We start from the raw sequence: 23,030 nt of genomic DNA, 5'->3' as shown, positions 1-23,030 counted from the left end.
GTTTGTTTAGTAACGTATCTGTTATTAAGCTTTGTTAGTTAGGTATTAATTAAGGTTTATATTAAGTTTGTGTCAGCTGTGCGGTAATTGCATACTATCAAACCAATTAATTATATCATCCTTGATATGAACTTTACTGTTAAAAAACTTTTTGTTAAAGCAATACTTTTTGCTTTTGTCATGTTAACGCTTAAAGTAAGCGCCAAATCATACACCGATCCATTTATTCCATTTTTAAACAGCATACCAACTGTGAAGCAGGTTATCAGCGAGGGAAACTCGGGCAATGGTGCAACGGCAATAACTACACGGAAATTTATATTCAACTCGCGTAATAATATAAACAGCGTTTATGCAATTATGGCCTTCCCGCAAAAAGAAGGAGTATACCCGGCCGTGCTTGTTTTACATGGCGGCGGCGGTAATGCAGAGGGCCTGACTAATTTAGTACAGGAGCATGCAGCACGTGGCTATGTGGCTATTTGTTTTGATATGCCGGGCATATGTAATAACGGCACAACACCAAACTCATCTGGTCCATGGAAATTAAAGAAAGGACCTTTAGAGCCGTCTCGTTTTGATATTGCAAAGGGTTTGGAAAATGCCACTTTGTTTGATGCCGGTGTTGCCGGGATTGAAGTGTTTAACTACATAAAAACTCAAAAAAACGTTGATGCTAAAAATATAGGGATAACCGGTTTTTCATGGGGTGGTTATGCTACTACGTTTTTATCGGGCATATTAGGGAAGCAAGTAAAAGCGGCCTATTCTGTTTTTGGCAGTGGTTATTATGAAAAGGCAACTTTTTGGGTAAAGATAATTGCTGGTCTGCCTGATTCTGTCAGAACCCCATGGCTAAAATATTTTGATGCCGGCCGTCGTGCACCTGGTATTAAAGCGCCTTACTTTTTAGAGGCCACATCAAACGATACTTATTACTGGCCCGAATCTGTAGTGGCTACGCTGCATGCTATACATGGCACAAAGAACCATGTTTGGGACCCTAACTTTAACCACAAACAACAACCTGCCGGGCCAACCATGCAGAAGCTTTATTTTGATTATTATTTAAAAGGAATAGGGCAGCCGTTTGCTTCAGCTAAGATTGCAAAGGAAAAGTTAGAAGCCGATAGCAGCAAGCAGATCACCATTAAACTGGATATACCTAAAGGTGTAACTGCCGCGTCGGTTGTATTGTACTATAGCGAACCAACGGCTACATGGCAAACAAGGGTGTGGGTGCCAATAACAGCCACATCAACAGCTGCTAACAGCTATACCGCGACTATCCCGGCAATCATGGTAAAAAAAAGTGTAAATTATTACGCCTATTTAACCGATAACCGCACAGTAAGTGTGTCCAGCGATATGTACAACGCGTTTTATGAGCTGAAACATCAACCCATTACTCAATAATTATTAAAACTATGAGATCAATTTTTACCCTGTTTTTGGTCCTTGCATTTAGTACCAGCGTTTTTGCGCAGGATAAGCCAATTAAGATAGCCTGTGTGGGCGCCAGTATTACTTACGGCGTGTCTATACCAGACCGTGAACATAATTGTTACCCGGCGCAGCTGCAAAAAATGCTGGGCGATAAGTACCAGGTAACTAATTATGGCGTAAACGGCACCACCATGCTGCGCAAAGGCGATTCGCCGTACTGGAAAACCAGGCAATACAAAGCCGCGTTAGCCAGCGAACCCGATGTGGTTTATATTGACCTGGGTGGAAATGATGCCAAGCTGCAAAACCGCCCGTTCTACGGCGAGTTTGAGCAGGATTGTCATGACCTGGTACAATCATTTGCGCAATTGCCATCACATCCCCGCGTGGTGTTGATGGAGGCCATGCCATCATGGGTTAAGGATACTACAGGTATTTGGGATCCGATGATTGTTAAAAAGATCAACCCGCATATTCAACATGCCGCTTATACAGATAATTTGGAACTGATTGATATGCATGCGCCCTTTGCTAATCAGGAAGCTAATACCCCCGATAAGATACATCCCAACAAAGAAGGCGCACGCCGCATGGCCGAGCTGATCTATGAGAATGTTGTAAGGATAAAAGATTTTGGCTTTGACATATTAAGCAAGATCAATTTCGAGAAAAAAATAAGCTCTTTTTATGGCTACAAATGTGCCACCTTTAAAATGAATGGCCGCGAATGTAAAGTCGTTGCACCCAAATGGACAGCTAATGGCCACCCATGGATGTGGCGCGCGAGGTTTTGGGGGCATGAGCCGCAAACGGATATAGCCTTATTACAGCGCGGTTTTCATTTAGTTTATTTTGATGCGGCAGAGTTGTTAGGTAATGAAGAAGCAATAAAAGACTGGAACGATTTTTATAAACTGGTAACCAAAGCAGGTTTAGGCAAAAAAGCGGTTATGGAAGGTATGAGCCGCGGTGGCGTTTATGTATTTAACTGGGCGGCTGCTAATCCATCAAAAGTAGCTGCGGTATATGTGGATAACCCGCTTTTAAATATGCCATCATGGGCATTGGGCTTAATGAAAACACCACCTGTTAAAGATGATATGTTTGATGCGTTTAAAAAAGATTATAATTTGACAGACGATAAAATAAAAGACTTTAAAGGCAGCCCGGTTGACAAGGTAAAGCAAATTGCAAAAGGAAAATATCCTATATTGATATTATGTGCCGATGAAGACGAAGCCGTTTACCCGCCGGATAACACCTTGCTTTTTGAAAAGAAAATAAAAGACCTTAAAGGTGATATAACCGTACTGCATAAGCCCGGCTTTAAACACCATCCGCATAGCTTGCCAAACCCAACGCCAATAGTAGATTTTTTACTAAAAGGATCGGGGCAAGAGATACAGTTTCCTGAAAAATTATAGTATAACAAACGCAATAATTAAGTAAAATAAAATTGATGATCCCTCAAGAAAACGTTAAAAAAAGTGTACTGACCCTTGTGCTGTTAAGCGCAACTCTTACAGTATTTGCGCAACGGAATGATTTAAAGCTATGGTATGATAAGCCATCAGGCAAAGTTTGGGAAAAGGCTATGCCAATAGGTAACGGTCGCCTGGCCGGGATGGTATACGGCAATCCTGAGCGGGAAACTATACAGCTAAATGAAGCAACACTTTGGAGCGGTGGCCCAAGCCGTAATGATAGTAAGACCGCTTTGGCCGCGTTACCACAGGTTAGAAAACTAATCTTTGAAAATAACCGCGCAGAAGCCGCTAAGATAGCAAGTAAGGAAATAAAATCAGAGAAAGATAATGGCATGTGCTACCAACCCGTTGGTAACCTGTACCTGAATTTTCCGGGGCATGATCATTATGAAAATTATTATCGTGAGCTGGATATTTCAAAAGCTGTGACTACTACAACCTACACAGTTAACGGTGTAACCTACAAACGCGAAGTTTTTGCATCCAATACCGACCAGGTTATTGTTGTACACTTATCTGCAAGTCAACCAGGAAGTTTGACGTTTTCTGCGGCTATGTTTAGTCCGCAAAAATCAACCATCATAACAAAAGGTAAAGATGAGTTAGTTTTATCGGGTATTTCCGGTGATCGTGATGGGATAAAAGGGCAGGATAAGTTCCAGGCGCTGGTAAAGGTTAAGCTGGATGGCGGCGAGGTTGCTGCGTCTGATACATCGGTAAACGTTACTAAAGCTAACGCGGTAACCCTGTTTATCTCCATTGCCACCAACTTTGTAAAATATGATGATATAAGCGCTGATGAATCGCTGCGGGCAAATAATTATTTAAATAAAGCATGGACTAAACCATACGCGCAATTATTGAGCAACCATGTTACCGCTTATCAAAAATTCTTTAACCGGGTTAAACTTGATTTGGGTACATCTGATTCGGTTAAAAATACTACCGATAGGCGTATTGACGGTTTTGCCAGTGGTAATGACCCGCAACTGGTTGAGTTATATTTTCAATTCGGCAGGTATTTGCTGATATCCTCATCACAACCGGGCGGGCAACCGGCAAACTTGCAGGGTATATGGAACAAAGAGATGAGCCCGCCATGGGGTAGTAAATATACCATCAACATTAATACAGAAATGAACTACTGGCCATCAGAAGAAACAAACCTGGCCGAAATGCATGAACCATTGGTACAAATGGTTAAGGACCTGTCTGAAACCGGGCAGGGTACCGCTAAAACCATGTATGGTGTTGGCGGCTGGCTGGCACACCACAATACCGACCTTTGGCGCATTACAGGCCCGGTAGATGCTATTTACTCCGGTTTATGGCCATCCGGGGGTGCCTGGTTAAGCACGCAATTGTGGGACAGGTATATGTACAATGGCGACAAAGCTTATTTAAAATCAGTTTATAGCGCATTAAGGGGCGCGGCACAATTTTATTTAGAATTTTTGGTAGAGGAGCCGGAGCATAAATGGTTAGTGATAACCCCATCGGGATCGCCTGAAAATAGCCCCGGCGCTTATTTTGAAGAATATAAAGATAAAAATGGGAAAACTCAGCACCGCGGTTTAGCTATCGATTATGGTGTTACCATGGATAATCAGTTGGTGTTTGATATTTTTAGCGAAGTGATTAATGCAGCAAAGATTTTAAATATCGATAAGGAATTTGCGGATAAATTAGCGGCTGCGCGCAAGCGTTTACCACCCATGCAAATTGGTCAGTACAGCCAGTTGCAGGAATGGCTACATGATTTAGATAGCCCTACAGACCATAACAGGCACGTATCGCATTTATATGGTTTGTATCCAAGCAACCAAATATCACCTTACCGCACACCAGAGTTGTTTGACGCGGCACGTACCTCATTAATTTACAGGAGCGATATTTCTACCGGCTGGTCTATGGGTTGGAAAGTAAACTTATGGGCAAGGTTGCTGGATGGCAATCATGCTTTTAAACTCATTCAAAATCAATTAACCCCGACAGGTAAAAACAAGGGCAGCGCCAATAGCGGCGGTGGTACTTATCCAAATTTGTTTGACGCGCACCCGCCGTTCCAGATAGACGGAAATTTTGGCTGTGCCGCGGGTATTACCGAAATGCTGATGCAAAGTGCCGATGGTGCCTTAAACTTATTACCTGCAATGCCTGATGCCTGGCAAGACGGCGCTATAAGCGGATTAAGGGCCCGTGGTGGTTTTGAAATTGTAAGCATGAAATGGAAAGGCGGCAAGTTAAGCGAGGTGAAAATTAAATCGACAGTTGGGGGCAATTGCCGTTTACGTGTGTCTAATAGCATAAAGCTACAAGGCGGTGTATTGAAAACAGCAGAAGGAGCTAATCCAAATTTCTTTTATAAAAATGAAACAACCGCCAAGCCTATCATATCAGAAAAAGCACAGTTAAAGGCACCAGGCGAGAAGCCAACTTTATTGTATGATTTTGCTACACAAGCGGGTAAAATATATACATTGGTTAGTATGTAAGATTAAGAGAGACTTGCGAAGTTTTAAAAACTTCGCAAGTCTTTAAAACGTCATTTCACTTTCAGGGTTTCGCGAATTTTACAACTCGAAATGACGTAATTTATTGAACAATAACCGCTCCCTCCGGCACCTCATTAACCAAACTAATGGCCCGGGTCTCAACCAACGCGTATCCAACCGGGTTAGCCATCTGTAACCCCAATCCTTTTACATCTTTTAAAAACGCTGCCGTGTTTCCTGCCGGATATTTAGTCGCAAGTTGGGCTTTATATCGACTAAGCGGTATTGCTATTTTGGTCCATTTATCAGGTATAGGTTGAATGCCTTTTATTGACAAGCTATCCCGTTCTGTATTTACCAGGAAATTAAATTTTTGCGCGGTAGTGGCATACACATCCAGTACAACATATTTATTCTGCGACCAATCAACCGTGATTCCCAGATTTGCCAGGTGCCAGAAATAATAATTGGAATTTTTAAAGAATACCACTTCCAATTGCTGTAAAGGTTTTGGTACTGGTGGCGCTGCCTCTAATGGCGCGTTTTTTAGTTGAGAGATCTCTTTGTCAACATCCGTTTGGAGTGCTTTAAAGTCAATCAGCATATGCAACCGCGCTAAAAACTGCGGGATGTATGTTGCACTTACCTGGTTGGCATAAGCCGCCCATTTTAAGCTCGCAGCCTGTAAGTTATCTAATGCAATGGCTTTGTATTTGATTTTTGTCGCTTCATCAGTCGCTTTGTCAGACAGGTATTTATTAGTAGCCACTAATATCTTCTTTGAAAAATATTGTCCCAAATAGGCCATCGCTTTAATATCATTAATAGTTTGGTTCAGCTCGTTGTCTTTTGTATTGGTCATTCCTTTTACTAAAGCTAAAGCCTCGTCGCTTAAATTTTGCAGGTTCTCTGCAACCTGTGGTGGGGTAGTGTCGGTAATAGATTGACCATTTAACAAAGCATTCCCATAAGCCGGAATACCTATCATTCCCTCGCCGTTTTGCGGGCCGCGGTTAATAAATTTATCAATGGTCATAAAACCATAAAAGCTGGTACAGGCCTCGGGGTACCATTCATAATCGTTCTGCGATTTTTGATTATGGAACCTGTTGATGACCGGCATAATTTGCGATGCCTTTGCCCACGCAGTTTGTAACCTCTGCACGTTAGCTTCAGGAAAATGAGCTTTAATTTCTTTTGCAAAATACGAGTCGGGTAAGGTAGGGTCATAAGCTAATTTACCCATTAGTTGGAAACTATACCAGCGCTTTTTAATAATGAGTTGGCGCGGAGTAGCAGGTGTTTTACTGATATATTCCCGTCCCCAGGTATAGCCATCAGGGCCCATGTAAAAGCCTTCTAAATGATCGCGGTATTTGGGCATATTTTTGATGTAGTCGCGAGTAAATGCCGGGTCACTGCCACCACGCATATTATACCATGAATCCTCACGCACGGTGAAAAAATATCGCGAATCGCCAATGCCATCCAGAAACTTCTGCTCGTAAATATATTTAGGTGCGGTTGCCGAATACATGTGCGCCACCGAATATTTAAAGCTAAACTCCAGCGGGCAACGCGAATTTAAACCTGTGAAATTATTCTTAATAATGTTTACATCGGTTTGGTGCGTGCGGTGTATCAGTTTAAAAGTGCGGGTAGGCTCGTTAGCTAATGCATCATTTATTCCTTGCCCATAAGTTTCATACAAATACTTTTCTTTAGCATCCTCGGTTTGCTTGTGCATATTTTCGCCCGATGTTAGCCCAATGCCTTTAAGCAATGGATAAGTTTTTATCAGCGTAGCTGTGGCTTTGCGGATATAATCCTTCGTTTTTTCATCGCTCATTTTATCAGTAAAACCATAGCCCGAATTTTCCAGGCCGTTAATAAATACGTTCCAGGTAAACAGGTAAAAATCAATACCACGATCGTGCGCATATTGCATCACATCCTGCCAGAATTTTATTTTTTGGGCGATGGTCATTTTCTTTAAGGTAACCAAATGAGCGTTACTCGCCGGTGTAAACATATCTTCCCCATCCGACGTAGGATGCAAACGGACCGTGGTTTTCTTAATATCGCTCAAAGAAGCGTTTGGATATTCGGGCACTTTAACCAGCGAGGGGAACGGCTGCAAGCTCCATATAGAAATGATATTGTACCTATCGCGGGCCATCTCATCCAAAAACTCATGCCAAAATCCCATATCCCACATATTGGCTATATTATGCTGCCCTGCATCGCCATTATCAGTATAGCTTGGTGTGCGTGCATCCAGCGGAATATTAAATTTAATACCCCGGTTTTGCAGGAAAGGTTTTTTATCAGTATCGGTTATAGAAGCCAACCCGTTAAGCTTTATATTTTCGGCTACATCAAGGCCACCGCTAATTAATCCGCTATTATCAAAGCCTATAATGTACCAGTCGTTGCCTTTTTTACGGACGGAATATCCCTGCGATTCAGACTCCGGCAACGTAAAGCCGCTGGTTTCTTTGGTGCCCCGTAGTGTTAAGATCAGGTAGGTTTTTGCTGATGAGCTTATGGTATAGCCTGCACTTTGCAGATACTTAGCCATTTCGGCCGCAGTAAATACAGCGCCGTTATTTTGATGATCGTAAATTATAGCAATTGTTCCCTTTATTGCAACAGCATAAGTGCTGAGGGTTATAACAGTAAGCATTAATAGCAGGCAAAATCTCTTTTTCATCTTATTTAGCTTTTGAAATATAGGTAGCATTCTTAGCAGTTTCAACATCTTTAGCAACATCGGGCCTTAACAGCGCCCAATGGAAACGGCTGGTATTATTAATAACCGAATTATTGCCGTCGGCAGGGTAAGTATAGCCGGTATAAGGCATGTCATTATAAATTGGGCGGGTAATTTTAACTACCTCATCCCAATAGATTAATGCGTTTTGTAAGTGAGTTATAGCATGCTGTTTATTCTCTTCACGACCTATTGTGCGATAGGTTTGCAGGGCAACGCCACCCCGCAGCTTCTCAGCAAAATATAAGCCCAGGTTTGCCCACGTTTTTACATCGGCAACTTCATACATTAAGGTATTGTTATTAGCTGTTTTAATGTCTTTAACTAATGCCAGCGCCTTTTTACAATCGGCCTCTAATTGGTCTGCCAAAATTGGCGGAGTGATCTGATCACCTTTAAAATCGCCTTTAGCAAGTATGTTTTTTACATAGTCTTTTATCGAAACATAATCCGGATCAAATGTTGCCTGGTTTATCTGTTGGTCTACCGATATATAGCTCATCTTCTTTTTATTCATCGCCATAAAACCCTCGCTGTATAACGAAAAATCCCAGGTAAAATCAAATGAGCAAGCTAAACGCAACGGTGTTTTTGATGCAAGCGAATAGGCTTCTAAAAGCGGAGTGGCTTGTTTGCCGTAGCGGTGTATAAATTCCTCTCTGAAAACAACATCAGGCGTAGCCGGGTTATACAGCAATCTGCCCCATAACTTATAAAACAACCATTGCCGCTCAAAGGCGTACTTCCAGTTAACCGGCCCTTTAATTTTAGTAAAGTAATCCTTAGCCGGAATATATCCTTCCGAGCCAATAATATACCCGCCGGCATAGCTTGGCGTATTAGCAGCGATATGCGCGCGTATAAAATCGGCATTGCCCCAACGCAGGCAAAAGAAGTCTTCGTTGCGCGTTGTCCACACGGTTTTATAGTTGATGGGCTCGGGTTTGAAATAGGTATCGCTCAGTTTGCCGCCATGTACTTTTAACAATTTGGTTGTAGAGTGTCCATGCGACCAGTTAAATTTAAATTCGGTCCATATTGGGCCGTCAAAGTCTGTTTCAGCTTCGATAGTTTTACGGGTTAGTTTCTCCACATTCACGCTGGTCGAGCCTCCATCACTCACCCCCGCCGAAAGTGGTACACGGAAAATGAGCTTGGTTTTGCGTTTAGCCAGTTTCATGCCTGTTATTATCACATCCTTTACCCATTGGTTACGTGCTTCGGGTGTCATGCCGTTCATGGCCTCACCTTCGGTAAAGCCCATGCCGGTAAGGTCGGGATACTCATCCAACATCTGGGTTACGCACTCGCGATTATACTTTTTTACAATTTCTGATGTATCCGCATCGCCATAATGTATGCGGTTCTTGATGTTGCTTGTAGCCACCTGGTGCGCCTTTGCAAATTGGGTAGTTACAAATATGTTCCAGTTTACTATGTAGGTATCAATGCCGCGTTCTTTAGCCATCCGGAATATAGCATGGTACAGGTTTTGCCACGCTTTCAACTCCGCATCAGTAAACGGGCTCGCCTCCGGGAAATTTTTTGGCTTTATCATGTACGGGAACGGGTGCAGGTTCCATAAGGTTAATGTGTTAAAGCGGTTTTGGGCCATCATATCCAAAAACGCGCGCCAATAGTTTACATCCTTACAAGTCTCCATATGCAGGTCGACAGCATGACCCGTGCGGTAAGGGTCCCACGGTAAATTAAATTTTATAGCGCGGAAGGGTAGGTTAGGACTTTCTGCACTTGCTTTTATATTTTGCAATGTTGTGCCATTGCGGACGTTTTCGGCAACAGAAAGGCATCCGTACAAAATCCCTTTACCATCACCACCGGTTATGGTTATTTTTTTTCCTGCCGGATTGATGGAATAAGCTTCTTTACTAAGTTGAGTACTATCTATAACAAGAGCTATTTGATAGTCTGTCTTTTGTTGTAATAACGCTTTCTTTAAAACAGAAACCGCATACAAAGTTTGCGCCGATTTATCGGCGCGTACAATTTTAATGCTTTGTGCAAATGAGGTTTGAACAATTAAGTAAAAACATACCGTCAGGTAACAAAGCGCTTTTTTCATTTTTGATGGAGATAATAAAACCCTCAAACTTGTTAAGAATGAAGGCTTAGTTGTTGTTGATTGTTTAATTGTGAAGTTGTTATTTTACACCAAAGGTTGCGTTATATAAATTCTCATCCTTATCAACGCAGGCAACTGCCTGTACCTGCGCCATCGGGTTTTGAATGGTAAATGGCTGGGCCGACTCATAGTTACGCATACGGCTGCCAACTACTGATACGGTTGCTCTTTTATCGCCTTTAATCAGCATAAAATCTGCAGATTTACCCATGTTGGTCAACGCGCCATTACCGCCAGAAAATGCCTCTACATTGGTTAAAGCAGTATGGCCCTGGCCCTCAATAACTATCGGGTGTATTTCGCTTAGCTCAGTACCTGCATTGGCTATTATCGAGCCTTGTGCTATTTGCCAGTTACGGTTTTTGGTATTATTACCTTCTTTATATAAGCCAACGGTAACACAATCTAAATTGAAGTTGGTTAACTGGCCATAGCTCTCGCCACCCAAATGGATACCGCCATAAGTTGCAAAAGTAAACAGGTCCATTAATTGGGCGTTATCTGTATGGTTGATGGAATAGCAATAAGTTTTATTTTTTATTACCGCGTCAATAATAGCTTTTGAAAAACGGAAACCCATTTTACGCATGATAGCCGGGTTTACGTGGCAATGTAAAAACCGCGGAATATCATAGCAGTAATCTATCTTAATAAACTCGCCGCTTAACGGATAGCCGTAACAATTTTCTATCAGTATCAATTCGCATATCAAGGCACGTGTTGCGTTAAAATCCATGGCAACATACTCGCCATAAAAAGTAAGGTCTGTTAAGGTAACGGCCTGTGTGCTTGATGTGTGGCTGGTTTGTATAGTTGGCGGGTATTTAATGATCTTTGCCGGATCGGTTAGCTCCTGGTTAGCATACCAAAACTGGATACCTTTTATTTGAGTGGATGATTCAACAGTAATGAATGGATGATCGGCATCAACAATTTTAAACACACTGCCTACCGGAGCGTTTTTGGTAGCGTTTTTTGTTCCCCTTGCCTCCGGCGGATTCGCGCCAATTAAAGAAACATTGGGTTTTAATATAATGCCGCTGCTTACCGCGTAAGGCTCGTCAGACGGGTCGACAAATAAAGCAGCACCTGTTGTTGATGCCCAGTCTATAGCTTTTTGAAGGTTTACCGCGTTTACCTGTGGAGAGTTTTTAGGCAAAACCTTAAAATCCCTTATGCTTTTATAAGGTCCGTCTGCGGCAAAGCTACATAGGGCACCGACTAAAAATAATAGTGTAAATATTCCTCTTTTCATATTGGTTGGTTATATGGTTAATTAATTGGTTTCTATTTTTTTGTGCGAACAGCCAGTCCCAACATCGGAGCTTAAATAAGGTTTTCGCGCAATCGCACATTGCTATAAACCGCCGCTTATAGCCTTATATGTTTTCATTTATGTTACTTGAAAAGCAGGGTTTATGCTGCCGTTAATAATTGGTATAAGCAAAACTAATAAATTACAAATAGTAACAAGCGTGTTTATTATAACAAGTATGTGACTATTTATTTTATCACCGCTAATATCTTTCAATTTCACCAAACAATCGATTGTTTTGGCATTAAAAGCAATATTTTAAGTAACAATTGTACTACAAAAACGTTAGAAAATTTATATTTTTGGTGCGATGAAATGAGGTTGCGAGAGCAAAAAAAGTGGTCATTAAAGTATAAAAACGCACTTTGCGGCTATTTTAACCCGGCGCATATTATTAACTGGTAAATACTTTGCAGAAAGGTTTATTTTAACAACAAAGCGCAGCTATTGATTTTGAGACCATATTAATTAACTTTGTTTCATCGCTATTATAAAAGAGACTAAAGCCAGGCATATTGGTGCTGTTAAACCTCTTTCAAAATAATAAGTCGTACAATCAATAAACCGAATAAATTAATAAATATATAATATACATCATGAAAAGGACTATCATCTTAACAGGCTTAATTATCGCAATTGCTTCGGTAAGTTCATTTGCGCAAATCGTTGTTAAAAAATCAACTAAAACTACTGTTGTTAAAAAAACTACTGTAGCCCCTGCTAAAAAAGTAAGCGCTGTAGATATAGAAGAAGGAAAGCAATTATTGGCAAAAAATGATTGTCTTAGCTGCCATAAGGTAGATGTAAAAGTAGTGGGCCCAGCATATATTGATGTTGCTAAAAAATATCCTGCTACTGAAGCAAATTATGATGCCCTTACTAAAAAGGTTATTGCCGGTGGTAGTGGTGTATGGGGAACAGTGCCAATGTCGCCGCACCCGGCCATTAACCCTGCCGACATTAAAAAAATGATAGAGTACATTTTGTCTCTTAAGTAATAATACCCCTGCTAAGTGATTAGCAGGATTGAACAAATTTATTAGCACATGGGGTGTTAATAAATTTGTTGTTTTATTGAATAGTGAGGATGATTATCTATGATGCTCTTTTAACCAATTGGCGCGTCCGGATTTTTTGAATTGAACCAAAATTAACCTAATAAATACATGAGAAATCAATTACAAATTAATCGCTTAATTAGCTATTTAGCATTGTGTGCTGTAGCTATTTTAATTAGTTCATGCAGCGCTTCGCATGGGGCTTCAAAAAAGAAAGATTATAAAGTGTTAATATACTGCAAAACGGCAGGCTTTCATCACGGATCTATTAAGGCAGGTATAGCAGCCATTCAAAAAATGGGTGCCGAAAATGGTTTTTCTGTTGACTCTACTGTTAACGAAAGCAAATTCACTGACGACAATTTAAAACAATATTCGGCCATTATATTTTTAAGCACCACCGGTGATTTCTTTAAAAAGGATGAGTCGAAAGCTGCTTTAAAAAATTATATTGAGCATGGTGGCGGCTATGTTGGTATACATGCGGCTACTGATGCAGAGTATAACTGGCAATGGTATGGTGATCTGTCTGGCGCTTATTTTAAAGGACATCCCGATCAAAAAATGTCTACATTAAACATAGTTGATCCCAATACTATCGCCACCAAGATGTTACCGGCAGTATGGCAAAGAAAAGACGAATGGTATCACTTTAAATACCTGGCAAAAGATATTCATGTATTGATCACAATCGATGAATCAACTATAACTTATAATGCCAAAAACGAAAACCTAAAAATGGGCGCTTATCACCCTATGGCCTGGTACCATGATTTTGATGGAGGAAGGGCTTTCTACACAGAACTTGGGCATACAGATGAGTCATTTGTTGAACCTCTTTACCTTCAGCACCTGTTAGGTGGTATTGAGTATGCTATGGGCAGAAAAAAAATGAAATAAAATAGGTATACAACACAACCAATAAAACTAAACTATCAAACCTCAAATAAACTAAATGAAACATAATCATAAATGGCTTTTAGGTATCACATGCGCATCAGCGGTATTGTTTTATACCTGTAAGGTAACACAAAAGTATGTTACACAATATCCTGTGCAAAGAGATGCGTCAGGCAGAATATTGGTTGACATGCACCCTGATCCAACCCCTAAATCTCCTGAAGAGGAAATGAAGCATATTTATATGCCTGCAGGATATCATTTGCAATTAGTGGCAAGCGAGCCTATGGTTAGCCAGCCGGTTGCTATTGCCTGGGATGGTGATGCAAGAATGTATGTTGCAGAATTAAATACCTACATGCTTGATGTTAACGGTACCGGCGAACATAATGCCGACTGTAAGATCAAATTATTGGAAGATACCAATGGTGATGGTGTAATGGACAAAATGACCGTATTTGCCGATCATCTTATGCTACCCAGAACTTTACAGCCACTTGATCATGGCCGTTTATTGGTAAGCCAAACCTGGACAAACAGCGTATTTTGTTTCCAGGATACAAATGGCGATGGTGTAGCTGATAAAAATTGGCTGGCTTACGAAAATCATGGCACTAACACTAACAATTTAGAGCACCAAAAAAGTGGTTTGCTATGGAATTTGGATAACAGGATGTACTTAACCTACGACCCTGTTAGGTATACCTTAAAAGGTGATAAAGTTGTCCCTGATACCCTTGTTGATGGCAGCGATGGGCAATGGGGCTTGGCTAATGATGACTATGGCCGTATATTCTACTCATCAGCAGGTGGCGAAGTCCCTGCTTTATTTTACGAGCAAAACCTGCACTATGGGAAATTTGATGTAAATGACAAGTTTGACCAGAAAGAGTTTCAGCCGGTATGGCCAATTGTAACCACTCCCGACGTTCAGGGTGGCTTAAACAGGCTGCGCCTTAAAGATAGCACGCTTAACCACTTTACCGCCAGTAACGGCCAATCAATTTTCAGGGGTGATAAACTGCCAACCGATATGCGCGGCGACCTGTTTATTTGCGAGCCTGTGGGCCGTTTAATACGCCGTGCTAAAGTAACCAATAATGATGCCAAGATCACTTTGAAAAATGCTTATGACCAATCAGAGTTCTTGGCTTCTACCGACCTTAACTTTAGGCCGGTAAATACCATTACAGGCCCTGATGGCTGTATGTACATTGTTGATATGTACCACGGTATAATACAAGAAAGCGAATGGACAAAAGCTGATAGCTACCTGCGCCCTAAAATTCAACAAAAAGGACTTCAGACGAATATTGGCCGTGGCCGTATTTACCGTTTGGTAAATGACAACTATAAGCCAGACTTTAAACGCCCGCATATGCTGGAAGAAACCAGCGCGCAACTGGTTCAGCACTTAAATAGCATGAATGGCTGGTGGAGGGATAATGCCCAAAAACTGTTGGTGATAAGGAATGACAAATCTGTAGTGCCAGCTTTAAAAACGCTTGCTGCCGGCGGTGGACAATTGGCCAAACTGCATGCTTTATGGACATTGAATGGCATGGACGAAATGGATGCCGAAACATTTGGCAAAGCGCTGAAAGACCCTGACGCAGAAATACGTAAAACTGCCGTTTGGATAGGCGAAGATTTTATGAAGAAAGACAGCCATGCTATTGATATGCTGGATGCCCTGAAAGCCGACCCAAGCGCCGATGTGCGCCTGCAGTTATTGTTGAGCATGCGTTTTGTAAATTCAGATAAATCAAAAGCTATTATTGCAAGCCTTCTAAAAAATTACCCTAACGACGCATTGCTTACTTTATCGCAAACAACTTTCGAAAACAAAGCAAAGGCAAGGGCAGAACAAATTGCAAGGCAAAAAATGCTGAATGCAGTTGGTGGCAAGCTGGTTGCACAAGGCTCGGTAATATTTAAACAATTGTGCTTTACCTGCCATGGCGCTGATGCTAAGGGGATTGCAAGCGGATCAGGCCCGGCATTAGCACCTGCATTAGCTGGTAACCCTGATGTGAATGGCCAAAACCCTGAAAGGCTGGTAAGAATATTGCTGAATGGCCTGAGCGGCCCTATAAGGGGTACTACTTATTCCGATGTAATGCCTGCACTGGGTGCCAATACCGACGAGTATATTGCATCGGTAATAAGCTATATCCGCAGTGACTTTGGAAACAAGGGAAGCGTAGTTTTACCTGAAGATGTGAAAAAGATAAGGGAAGCTACTGCCACCCGCACAAACAGCTATACAATGGAAGAATTGAACGCTATCAGGCCTACAGGCAGAAGGAACTAAATTCTTAAATATATTAAATCCTGAAAAAGGGGCTGACCAAAAATGGTTGGCCCCTTTTTTATTTAGCTATAAAGGTATGTGTGCTACGGTTATTTTTTCGATAGTCAAAACTCTTGGTTAACGCCTTTTTTATTGCAAAGTAATCAAACACAATTAACGTTAATAGTTGTTGATGTTTTAATGAATATTCAAGACCTTAAACAAATAGCATCGGCATTAATGGCAGGCGATAAAGGCCTGTTGGCAATGGACGAAAGCTTACCAACCTGCAATAAACGTTTTGCAGAGGTTGGCATACCGCAAACGGTAGAATACCGCCGGGCTTACCGTGAGTTAATAGTTACTACACCAAACCTTGGCGAGTGTATTAGCGGCGCCATATTGTTTGACGAAACTATCTACCAGGCAACAACAGACGGCGTTTTGTTTGTTGATATACTGAAACAAGCGGGTATTATCCCCGGAATTAAAGTGGATGCAGGAACAGTGAATTTGGCCGGATTTCCGGGTGAAAAAATTACTGAGGGTTTAGATGGCCTGCGCGACCGGTTAAATAAATACTATAGCTTAGGCGCACGTTTTGCTAAATGGCGCGCGGTTATTACTATAGGCGAAGGCATCCCTACCAATGGTTGTATAGAAGCAAATACACACGCGCTTGCCCGTTACGCGGCCCTTTGCCAGGAGGCAGGGTTAGTACCTATTGTTGAGCCTGAAGTATTAATGGATGGCGACCATACAATTGAGCAGTGCTATGAAGTAACCGCGAAAACTATAAAGAAACTTTTTGAACAACTGGATACACAAAGGGTAAACCTGCAAGGATTGATATTAAAGCCAAATATGGTTATAGCAGGAAAAGACTGTCCTAAACAAAACTGGGTGGATGAAGTTGCAACCGCTACGGTTAATTGCCTGTTAGAATCAGTTCCTGCCGAAGTAGCCGGTGTTGCATTTTTGTCTGGGGGCCAGTCTGCAGAGGATGCAAGCGCGCATTTACAAGCTATGAATATTAAATTTGCTGGTAAGTTGCCATGGCCGCTTACCTTCTCTTTCGCCAGGGCCATACAACAACCCGCTTTAGTAATTTGGAAAGGTAACCCCGAAAATGTAAAAGCAGCACAGCAAATGCTTTACTTTAGGGCAAGCATGAATAATGCCGCACGGCGTGGAGAATACAGCGTTGATATAGAAAGCGCTGCAAGAAAATGAATGCGCCCTGATGAACTAATTATATGAAAAAACTTATTGTATTTGATCTGGATGGGACGCTTGCCGAAAGCAAATCGGCAATTGATGATGAAATGGTAAAGATATTGAACGCTTTAATAAACGTTACCCGGGTTGCTATCATATCAGGAGGCGACTGGCCCCAGTTTGAAAAGCAGGTATTGTCTTATTTAGCAAAAGATAAGCAGCTTAAAAACTTGTCAATACTGCCTACCTGTGGTACTAAGTTTTATGAATATAATGGAGATTGGAAGAAATTATACGCTGAAGATTTTACTGTCAATGAAAAAAAGAAGATCATCAGCTCACTAAATGCCGCTGTTGAAGAGCAAGGCTTTAAGCCTGAAAAAACATGGGGTGAGCAGATCGAGGATAGGGGTAGCCAGATCACCTATTCGGCATTAGGGCAGGAAGCGCCTTTGGCTGCAAAAAGAGAATGGGATCCGGGCTTTACTAAACGAAAAAAGATACAAAAGGCTCTAAGCATTACTATTCCCCAATTTTCTGTGAATTTAGGTGGTACCACTTCTGTTGATATTACAAAACCCGGCATTGATAAAGCATACGGAATTAAAAAATTAAGAGATATATTAAACATCAAAAAAAAGGAAATGATATTTATTGGTGATGCCATATTTCCGGGGGGTAATGATTACCCTGCAAAAGAAACGGGAATTACTTCTATCTCTGTAAAAGACCCAAACGAAACCAAACGTGTTATTGAAGGTATTATAGCCTGTTTAGATAAAAAAGGCAGGTATGATAATGGTTTTTAAACTTTTAAAAGGTACATGTATTCTTAAACACAGAAAGAATCATAAAAGTATCTGTCCCACACTGTCCCGGGTGTATTCAGGTGTCCCTGGGACAGTGCATCTATATCAATCAAACAATTTACCTCAATTTGGTATTATTAATATCAAATAAATTATCATGAACAAGCTAATTGGAATTGTATTAATTGTAGTAGGTGCCATAATGATAATATGGACCGGGTTTACTTATACCAAAAAGGAAAAAGTAGTTGATGCCGGCCCCATACAAATATCAGCAGACCGCCAGAAAACCGTTAACTGGCCGCCTTACCTGGGTGGCATATTATTGATTGGTGGCATTGTAATTGTTGCCACTTCAAAAAAAACAATATAAGCCAGCCTTTCAATATAAATGATAACGGTTAAAAAAGAAGGTATAATTCTTACTACCACCGATCTTGATTTTGAAAATGATGGGGTTTTAAATCCGGCTGTTGTTAAGGAGGGCGATATTGTTCATCTTTTTTATAGGGCAGTTCGTATGGGCAATTACTCTACTATTGGCCATTGTAAACTTGATGGGCCGGTAAACTTAGCCGAACGTATGGTTACTCCCTTTTTGTTGCCCCAATTTGATTATGAAAACCATGGGATGGAAGACCCCAGGATAGCAAAAATAGGCGATACCTATTACCTGTCATACATAGCGTTTGATGGTAAAGATGCGCTGGGAGCCGTAGCTACTTCAACAGATCTGCAGCATTTTGATAAGCATGGTATAATTGTCCCGCAAATTACCTATGCTGAATTTGATGAGCTGATTAAAGGAAATTCTAATATAATCAAACGATACAGAAGTGATTATAGTGGCGCTGACACTATTGTGATGGATAAAGACCTGGTTTTCTTTCCCCGCAGGATAAACGGAAAACTCACTTTTCTGCATCGTATAAAACCGGATATACAAATTACCGCTGTTAATAGCCTTGGCGAATTGACCCCTGAGTTTTGGACAAATTATCTAACGCATTTAGCGGATAACATATTTCTTACGCCTAAATATGATCATGAAATACAATATGTAGGTGGTGGGTGCCCTCCGGTTGAAACAGCACACGGATGGTTGATAATTTATCATGGCGTACAATGTGTTGCAAAAGGATATGAATATTCGGCATGTGCAGCTTTGTTTGACCTGAATGATCCCCAAAAAGAAATAGCAAGGCTGCCTTATCCGCTTTTTAAACCCGATCAGGAATTTGAATTAGCGGGTGATGTAGATAATGTTTGCTTCCCCACAGGTACCGCTTTGTTTGATGATGAGCTGTACATTTATTATGGTGCCGGTGATGATATTATTGCTTGCGCGTCGGTAAGTTTATCTGCCCTGCTTGCCGAGCTATTGCTGCATTCTTTATCGCAAACGTTATAGTATTTCGGTGCCTTTAAACTTGGTAAACTATTATATATAAAGTATAATTGTCGTCTGCAATTTATATATGAACCGATGAAGAATTTTCTTGACGACGACTTTTTATTAGAAACCAAAACCGCGCAAAAGCTATATCATGACTATGCCGTATCGATGCCTATAATCGATTATCACTGCCATTTGCCGCCTGATGAAATTGCCGCCGATCTGAATTTTAAAAACATTACCCAAATGTGGTTAAACGGCGATCATTATAAATGGCGGGCCATGCGGGCCAACGGCGTAAATGAAGCCTATGTAACCGGTAATAAAAGCGATTGGGAAAAGTTTGAGAAATGGGCAGCCACCGTTCCGTATACACTGCGTAACCCCTTATATCACTGGACACATTTAGAACTGCAGCGCTATTTTGGAATAAAAGAGGTATTATCTCCCGCGACAGCGAAAAAAATATACGATGAATGTACAGAAAAACTGCAATCGCCGGAGTTTAGCATACGCAGCCTTATCACAAAGTTTAAGGTAGAGGTTATAGGTACTACCGATGATCCGCTGGATAATTTAGCACATCACCAAAAAATAAAACACGATAGCTTTGGTACAAAGGTACTACCATCATTCAGGCCGGATAAGGCGATGAATGCTGATAATATTGATGTGCTGAATACCTACATTGATAGATTAGAGAAAGTAGAAAATACTACTATAACCGATCTGGATGGTTATTTAGCAGCGTTAAAAAGCCGCCATGACTATTTTGCTGCGAATGGCTGTAAAGTATCAGATCATGGATTGGATCACATCTATGCCGCCGACTATACAGATGAGGAGATAAAATCCATCTTCAATAAAATTAGAAGCAAGCAAGCTATAACGCAGGATGAGAATTTGAAATTTAAATTAGCATTATTGTTCCGGTTTGCTTTATGGGATCATGAAAAAGGCTGGGTACAGCAATACCATTTAGGCGCTTTACGTAATAATAATACACGCGCGCTGGCAACTTTGGGGCCTGATACCGGGTGGGATTCTATAGGTGATTTTACACAAGGCAAAAGCCTTTCCAAGTTCCTGGATAAATTGGATAAGGAAAATAAGCTGGCTAAAACCATATTATATAATAATAACCCGGTTAATAATGACCTGTTTGCCGCAATGGCCGGTAACTTTAATGATGGTTCAGTTGCGGGTAAAATGCAATTTGGTTCGGCGTGGTGGTTTATGGATCAGAAGGATGGAATGACCGCGCAATTAAATTCCTTGTCAAACATTGGGCTGTTGAGCCGTTTGGTAGGTATGCTTACAGATTCGCGCAGCTTTATGTCGTTCCCGAGGCATGAGTATTTCAGGCGGATATTGTGTAATCTTTTAGGTAACGATATTGAAAATGGCGAACTGCCAAATGATTTAGCGTGGACAGGCAAGATAGTGCAGGATATATGCTACAATAACGCGAGGGAGTATTTCGGGTTTTATGAGTAACATTTTGATCCCGTCATCCCTGTGTTTTGTTACACGCGAATGTGAAACAAAATGTAACAAGTGAAACAAGATTTCGACTTAACCTATTGATAATAAACAAACTACTAAAAAGTGATGTAACAAAATGTAACAACTTATTCGTCTGTATTTTTATAGCTGATTTTAATGTATTAATTTGATAATCAAATAATTGTATATTGACTGATTTTGAGGTGATGTAACAAGATGAAACAAAATCACTTGACATCCCAATAGCTACCGGGATAGCCCGCCATTACGTAATGACACTTTATAAAAAAGGGCGCCGACCATTGATCAGCGCCCTTTTTTTGTTTTGCGTAGTGTTTGACTATATCTTCACCTTCACCACCAATTTCTTGATCAGGCCTTCGCCGATCATTGGGGCGTGTACATCTTCGGGAAAGAAAATAACAAACTGGCCGCCTTTTAACGCGAAGTGCATATCGGGTGCATCAGCATAAAATAGTACATCTTTTTCGTCATTGTATTCGCCTTTAGGGTTAGTACAATCTATGCGGGGTTTCCAGCCAATTGTTTCGTTGCCACGGATGCAAACCTGTATATCGATATTCTTATTATGGCACTCAAACTTTTCGGCAGCAACTTCAGCAGTTTTGCCTTCATTGTCTGATACGATGGCTTTAACGCCATCAGCTATCTCGAATTTACCAACTTCTAAAGCCGCGAGGTCATGCGAAGCCAGGTATTCAAAAGCAACCTTGAAATTTTTATGCAGGCCGTAATATTTTTCGGCACTTGCCAGGGTATCTATTATCATGATTATTATAAATAATGTCCATAGTCGATGGTCCATAGTCCATAGCGATTATTTACTATGGTCTATCGGCCATGGACTATTGACTAAAAAACTATCTCTGTACACGGCCAGAACCGTCGCCTTTAACCAGCTCCTGAACTTCGCCTAAAGTAGCGTGGTTCAAGTCGCCCGGAATAGTATGTTTAATTGCAGAAGCAGCAACGCCAAATTCTGCTGCGTCGCTCAATTTCATACCGGTAACTAAACCATAAATAAAACCACTTGCAAACGAATCGCCGCTACCAACACGGTCAACTATACGCACTTCGTATTGTTTGGTGTGGTAAAACTCGGTGCCATCATATACCAAAGCGCTCCATCCGTTATCAGATGCGCTATGGCTCTCTCTTAGGGTTGAAGCAATATATTTAAACCCAAATTTCTCTTTCATTTGTTTGAAAACGCTTTTGTAACCGTCAAGGTTCAATTCGCCTTTGGTTACATCAGTACCTTCGCTGGTAAAGCCTAAAGTAGTATCAGCATCTTCTTCGTTACCAATACAAACATCAACATATTGGCAAAGCTCGGTCATTACCTGGCGGGCTTTTTCTTTGCTCCAAAGTTTTTTACGGTAGTTAAGGTCAATACTGGTGGTAATACCTTTTGCTTTCGCGGCTTTTAAAGCGGCTAAAGTAAGCGCGGCAGCTTTGTCGCTAAGGGCAGGGGTAATACCGGTAGTGTGAAACCAATCGGCACCTTCAAATATCTTGTCGAAATCAAATTCGCTGGCATCAACTTCTGATATGGAAGCATCCGCACGGTCATAAACCACTTGTGATGCACGCATAGAAGCGCCTGTTTCCAAAAAGTAAATACCTAAACGCTTGCCGCCACGTGCAACAAATTGTGTATCAACGCCATAACGGCGCAAGTGGTTTATAGCTGCCTGGCCAATTGGGTTTGCAGGTACTTTTGATACGAAGGTTCCGTTTAATCCGTAGTTGCAAAGCGCTGCTGCAACGTTTGCTTCACCGCCACCATAGGTAACATCAAAGCTATCGCTTTGTACAAATCTTTTGAAATCAGGAGTTGATAATCTCAACATTATTTCTCCCAGTGTTACGACTTTTTTAGACATCGTTAGTGTTCTATTTAAATTGAAAAATTAGTTTATAAAATATTGTATGATTGTTTTATCGAAGTCACCAAAAGTACGTTAAACCTAAGTAATTACGAAAGCTTTTACATAAAAATAAAGGAAAACGTTTGCGTAACAATTGTAACTATTTGGCGACTCAAATTCCCCGTATTTTAATATTTCTTTCTACATTTACCCATCAATTAATTTACTAAAATGGATAAGAAAGAAACCATATTAAAGCTTATACCTGAGCAGGGTATTTTGCCATTATATTTTAACAA

16 protein-coding genes are annotated in these 23,030 nt (G+C 41.0%); 11 read left to right on the top strand and 5 right to left on the bottom strand.

Translation table 11 applies throughout. The features are described from left to right. Nucleotides 1-126: 126 nt before the first annotated feature. The 3 genes from JWR23_RS00885 to JWR23_RS00875 are packed head-to-tail and all read left to right on the top strand — an operon-like array spanning nucleotide 127 to nucleotide 5,428. Nucleotides 127-1,416 (top strand): alpha/beta fold hydrolase, encoded by a 1,290-nt coding sequence (locus JWR23_RS00885; RefSeq protein WP_299511754.1) that lies wholly within the window; start codon nucleotides 127-129, stop codon nucleotides 1,414-1,416. 11 nt (nucleotides 1,417-1,427) lie between these two features. After that, entirely contained in the window at nucleotides 1,428-2,870 is a 1,443-nt protein-coding gene (locus tag JWR23_RS00880) for a GDSL-type esterase/lipase family protein (RefSeq protein WP_299511752.1), read from the top strand. Nucleotides 2,871-2,905: 35 nt separating this feature from the next. After that, nucleotides 2,906-5,428: a glycoside hydrolase family 95 protein gene (locus JWR23_RS00875; protein WP_299511750.1), complete on the top strand. Its 2,523-nt coding sequence runs from the start codon at nucleotides 2,906-2,908 to the stop codon at nucleotides 5,426-5,428. 100 nt (nucleotides 5,429-5,528) lie between these two features. On the opposite strand, the gene JWR23_RS00870 is transcribed toward JWR23_RS00875, so the two are convergent. From JWR23_RS00870 to JWR23_RS00860, 3 genes are all read right to left on the bottom strand, one after another. Continuing rightward, nucleotides 5,529-8,141: a hypothetical protein gene (locus tag JWR23_RS00870; RefSeq protein ID WP_299511748.1), complete on the bottom strand. Its 2,613-nt coding sequence runs from the start codon at nucleotides 8,139-8,141 to the stop codon at nucleotides 5,529-5,531. Nucleotide 8,142: 1 nt separating this feature from the next. Beyond that, entirely contained in the window at nucleotides 8,143-10,284 is a 2,142-nt protein-coding gene (locus JWR23_RS00865) for a hypothetical protein (RefSeq protein ID WP_299511746.1), read from the bottom strand. Between the two features lie 79 nt (nucleotides 10,285-10,363). Beyond that, nucleotides 10,364-11,599, bottom strand: coding sequence for a hypothetical protein (locus JWR23_RS00860; RefSeq protein WP_299511744.1), 1,236 nt, complete (start codon nucleotides 11,597-11,599; stop codon nucleotides 10,364-10,366). Nucleotides 11,600-12,255: 656 nt separating this feature from the next. Here JWR23_RS00860 and JWR23_RS00855 point away from each other — a divergent pair. From JWR23_RS00855 to uxaC, 8 genes are all read left to right on the top strand, one after another. Beyond that, nucleotides 12,256-12,657 carry a c-type cytochrome gene (locus JWR23_RS00855; protein ID WP_299511742.1) on the top strand — a complete coding sequence of 134 codons (402 nt, stop codon included), beginning with the start codon at nucleotides 12,256-12,258 and terminating at the stop codon, nucleotides 12,655-12,657. A 168-nt stretch (nucleotides 12,658-12,825) separates the two neighbouring features. Beyond that, nucleotides 12,826-13,617 (top strand): ThuA domain-containing protein, encoded by a 792-nt coding sequence (locus tag JWR23_RS00850; RefSeq protein ID WP_299511740.1) that lies wholly within the window; start codon nucleotides 12,826-12,828, stop codon nucleotides 13,615-13,617. 55 nt (nucleotides 13,618-13,672) lie between these two features. After that, nucleotides 13,673-15,931: a c-type cytochrome gene (locus JWR23_RS00845; protein WP_299511738.1), complete on the top strand. Its 2,259-nt coding sequence runs from the start codon at nucleotides 13,673-13,675 to the stop codon at nucleotides 15,929-15,931. Nucleotides 15,932-16,111: 180 nt separating this feature from the next. Next, the gene (locus JWR23_RS00840) at nucleotides 16,112-17,143 is read left to right on the top strand and encodes a class I fructose-bisphosphate aldolase (RefSeq protein ID WP_299511736.1); all 1,032 of its coding nucleotides are present in this window, start codon (nucleotides 16,112-16,114) and stop codon (nucleotides 17,141-17,143) included. A gap of 23 nt (nucleotides 17,144-17,166) precedes the next feature. Continuing rightward, nucleotides 17,167-17,937 carry an HAD-IIB family hydrolase gene (locus tag JWR23_RS00835; protein WP_299511734.1) on the top strand — a complete coding sequence of 257 codons (771 nt, stop codon included), beginning with the start codon at nucleotides 17,167-17,169 and terminating at the stop codon, nucleotides 17,935-17,937. Between the two features lie 157 nt (nucleotides 17,938-18,094). Beyond that, complete coding sequence (locus tag JWR23_RS00830) at nucleotides 18,095-18,310, top strand: hypothetical protein (RefSeq protein WP_299511732.1); 216 nt, start codon at nucleotides 18,095-18,097, stop codon at nucleotides 18,308-18,310. 18 nt (nucleotides 18,311-18,328) lie between these two features. After that, a complete protein-coding gene (locus tag JWR23_RS00825; RefSeq protein WP_299511731.1) occupies nucleotides 18,329-19,348 on the top strand; it encodes a hypothetical protein in 1,020 nt (339 codons plus the stop codon). 75 nt (nucleotides 19,349-19,423) lie between these two features. Next, nucleotides 19,424-20,830, top strand: coding sequence for a glucuronate isomerase (uxaC, locus tag JWR23_RS00820; protein ID WP_299511729.1), 1,407 nt, complete (start codon nucleotides 19,424-19,426; stop codon nucleotides 20,828-20,830). A gap of 349 nt (nucleotides 20,831-21,179) precedes the next feature. On the opposite strand, the gene JWR23_RS00815 is transcribed toward uxaC, so the two are convergent. Beyond that, nucleotides 21,180-21,629 carry a YhcH/YjgK/YiaL family protein gene (locus tag JWR23_RS00815; RefSeq protein WP_299511727.1) on the bottom strand — a complete coding sequence of 150 codons (450 nt, stop codon included), beginning with the start codon at nucleotides 21,627-21,629 and terminating at the stop codon, nucleotides 21,180-21,182. A 91-nt stretch (nucleotides 21,630-21,720) separates the two neighbouring features. After that, nucleotides 21,721-22,746, bottom strand: coding sequence for a sugar kinase (locus JWR23_RS00810; protein WP_299511725.1), 1,026 nt, complete (start codon nucleotides 22,744-22,746; stop codon nucleotides 21,721-21,723). Nucleotides 22,747-23,030: the final 284 nt, after the last annotated feature.

It is taken from the genome of Mucilaginibacter sp. (genome assembly GCF_028288205.1).
GTDB lineage: Bacteria > Bacteroidota > Bacteroidia > Sphingobacteriales > Sphingobacteriaceae > Mucilaginibacter.
The sequence above is the reverse complement of the archived record's forward strand: the minus strand, read 5'-3'. Positions and strand labels throughout refer to the sequence as shown.

Bases quoted from the DNA above. Each gene is read 5' to 3' on its own strand.
- JWR23_RS00885 (WP_299511754.1), top strand. From the start codon at position 127: ATGAACTTTACTGTTAAAAAACTTTTTGTTAAAGCAATACTTTTTGCT.
- JWR23_RS00880 (WP_299511752.1), top strand. From the start codon at position 1,428: ATGAGATCAATTTTTACCCTGTTTTTGGTCCTTGCATTTAGTACCAGC.
- JWR23_RS00875 (WP_299511750.1), top strand. From the start codon at position 2,906: ATGATCCCTCAAGAAAACGTTAAAAAAAGTGTACTGACCCTTGTGCTG.
- JWR23_RS00870 (WP_299511748.1), bottom strand. From the start codon at position 8,141: ATGAAAAAGAGATTTTGCCTGCTATTAATGCTTACTGTTATAACCCTC.
- JWR23_RS00865 (WP_299511746.1), bottom strand. From the start codon at position 10,284: ATGAAAAAAGCGCTTTGTTACCTGACGGTATGTTTTTACTTAATTGTT.
- JWR23_RS00860 (WP_299511744.1), bottom strand. From the start codon at position 11,599: ATGAAAAGAGGAATATTTACACTATTATTTTTAGTCGGTGCCCTATGT.
- JWR23_RS00855 (WP_299511742.1), top strand. From the start codon at position 12,256: ATGAAAAGGACTATCATCTTAACAGGCTTAATTATCGCAATTGCTTCG.
- JWR23_RS00850 (WP_299511740.1), top strand. From the start codon at position 12,826: ATGAGAAATCAATTACAAATTAATCGCTTAATTAGCTATTTAGCATTG.
- JWR23_RS00845 (WP_299511738.1), top strand. From the start codon at position 13,673: ATGAAACATAATCATAAATGGCTTTTAGGTATCACATGCGCATCAGCG.
- JWR23_RS00840 (WP_299511736.1), top strand. From the start codon at position 16,112: ATGAATATTCAAGACCTTAAACAAATAGCATCGGCATTAATGGCAGGC.
- JWR23_RS00835 (WP_299511734.1), top strand. From the start codon at position 17,167: ATGAAAAAACTTATTGTATTTGATCTGGATGGGACGCTTGCCGAAAGC.
- JWR23_RS00830 (WP_299511732.1), top strand. From the start codon at position 18,095: ATGAACAAGCTAATTGGAATTGTATTAATTGTAGTAGGTGCCATAATG.
- JWR23_RS00825 (WP_299511731.1), top strand. From the start codon at position 18,329: ATGATAACGGTTAAAAAAGAAGGTATAATTCTTACTACCACCGATCTT.
- uxaC (WP_299511729.1), top strand. From the start codon at position 19,424: ATGAAGAATTTTCTTGACGACGACTTTTTATTAGAAACCAAAACCGCG.
- JWR23_RS00815 (WP_299511727.1), bottom strand. From the start codon at position 21,629: ATGATAATAGATACCCTGGCAAGTGCCGAAAAATATTACGGCCTGCAT.
- JWR23_RS00810 (WP_299511725.1), bottom strand. From the start codon at position 22,746: ATGTCTAAAAAAGTCGTAACACTGGGAGAAATAATGTTGAGATTATCA.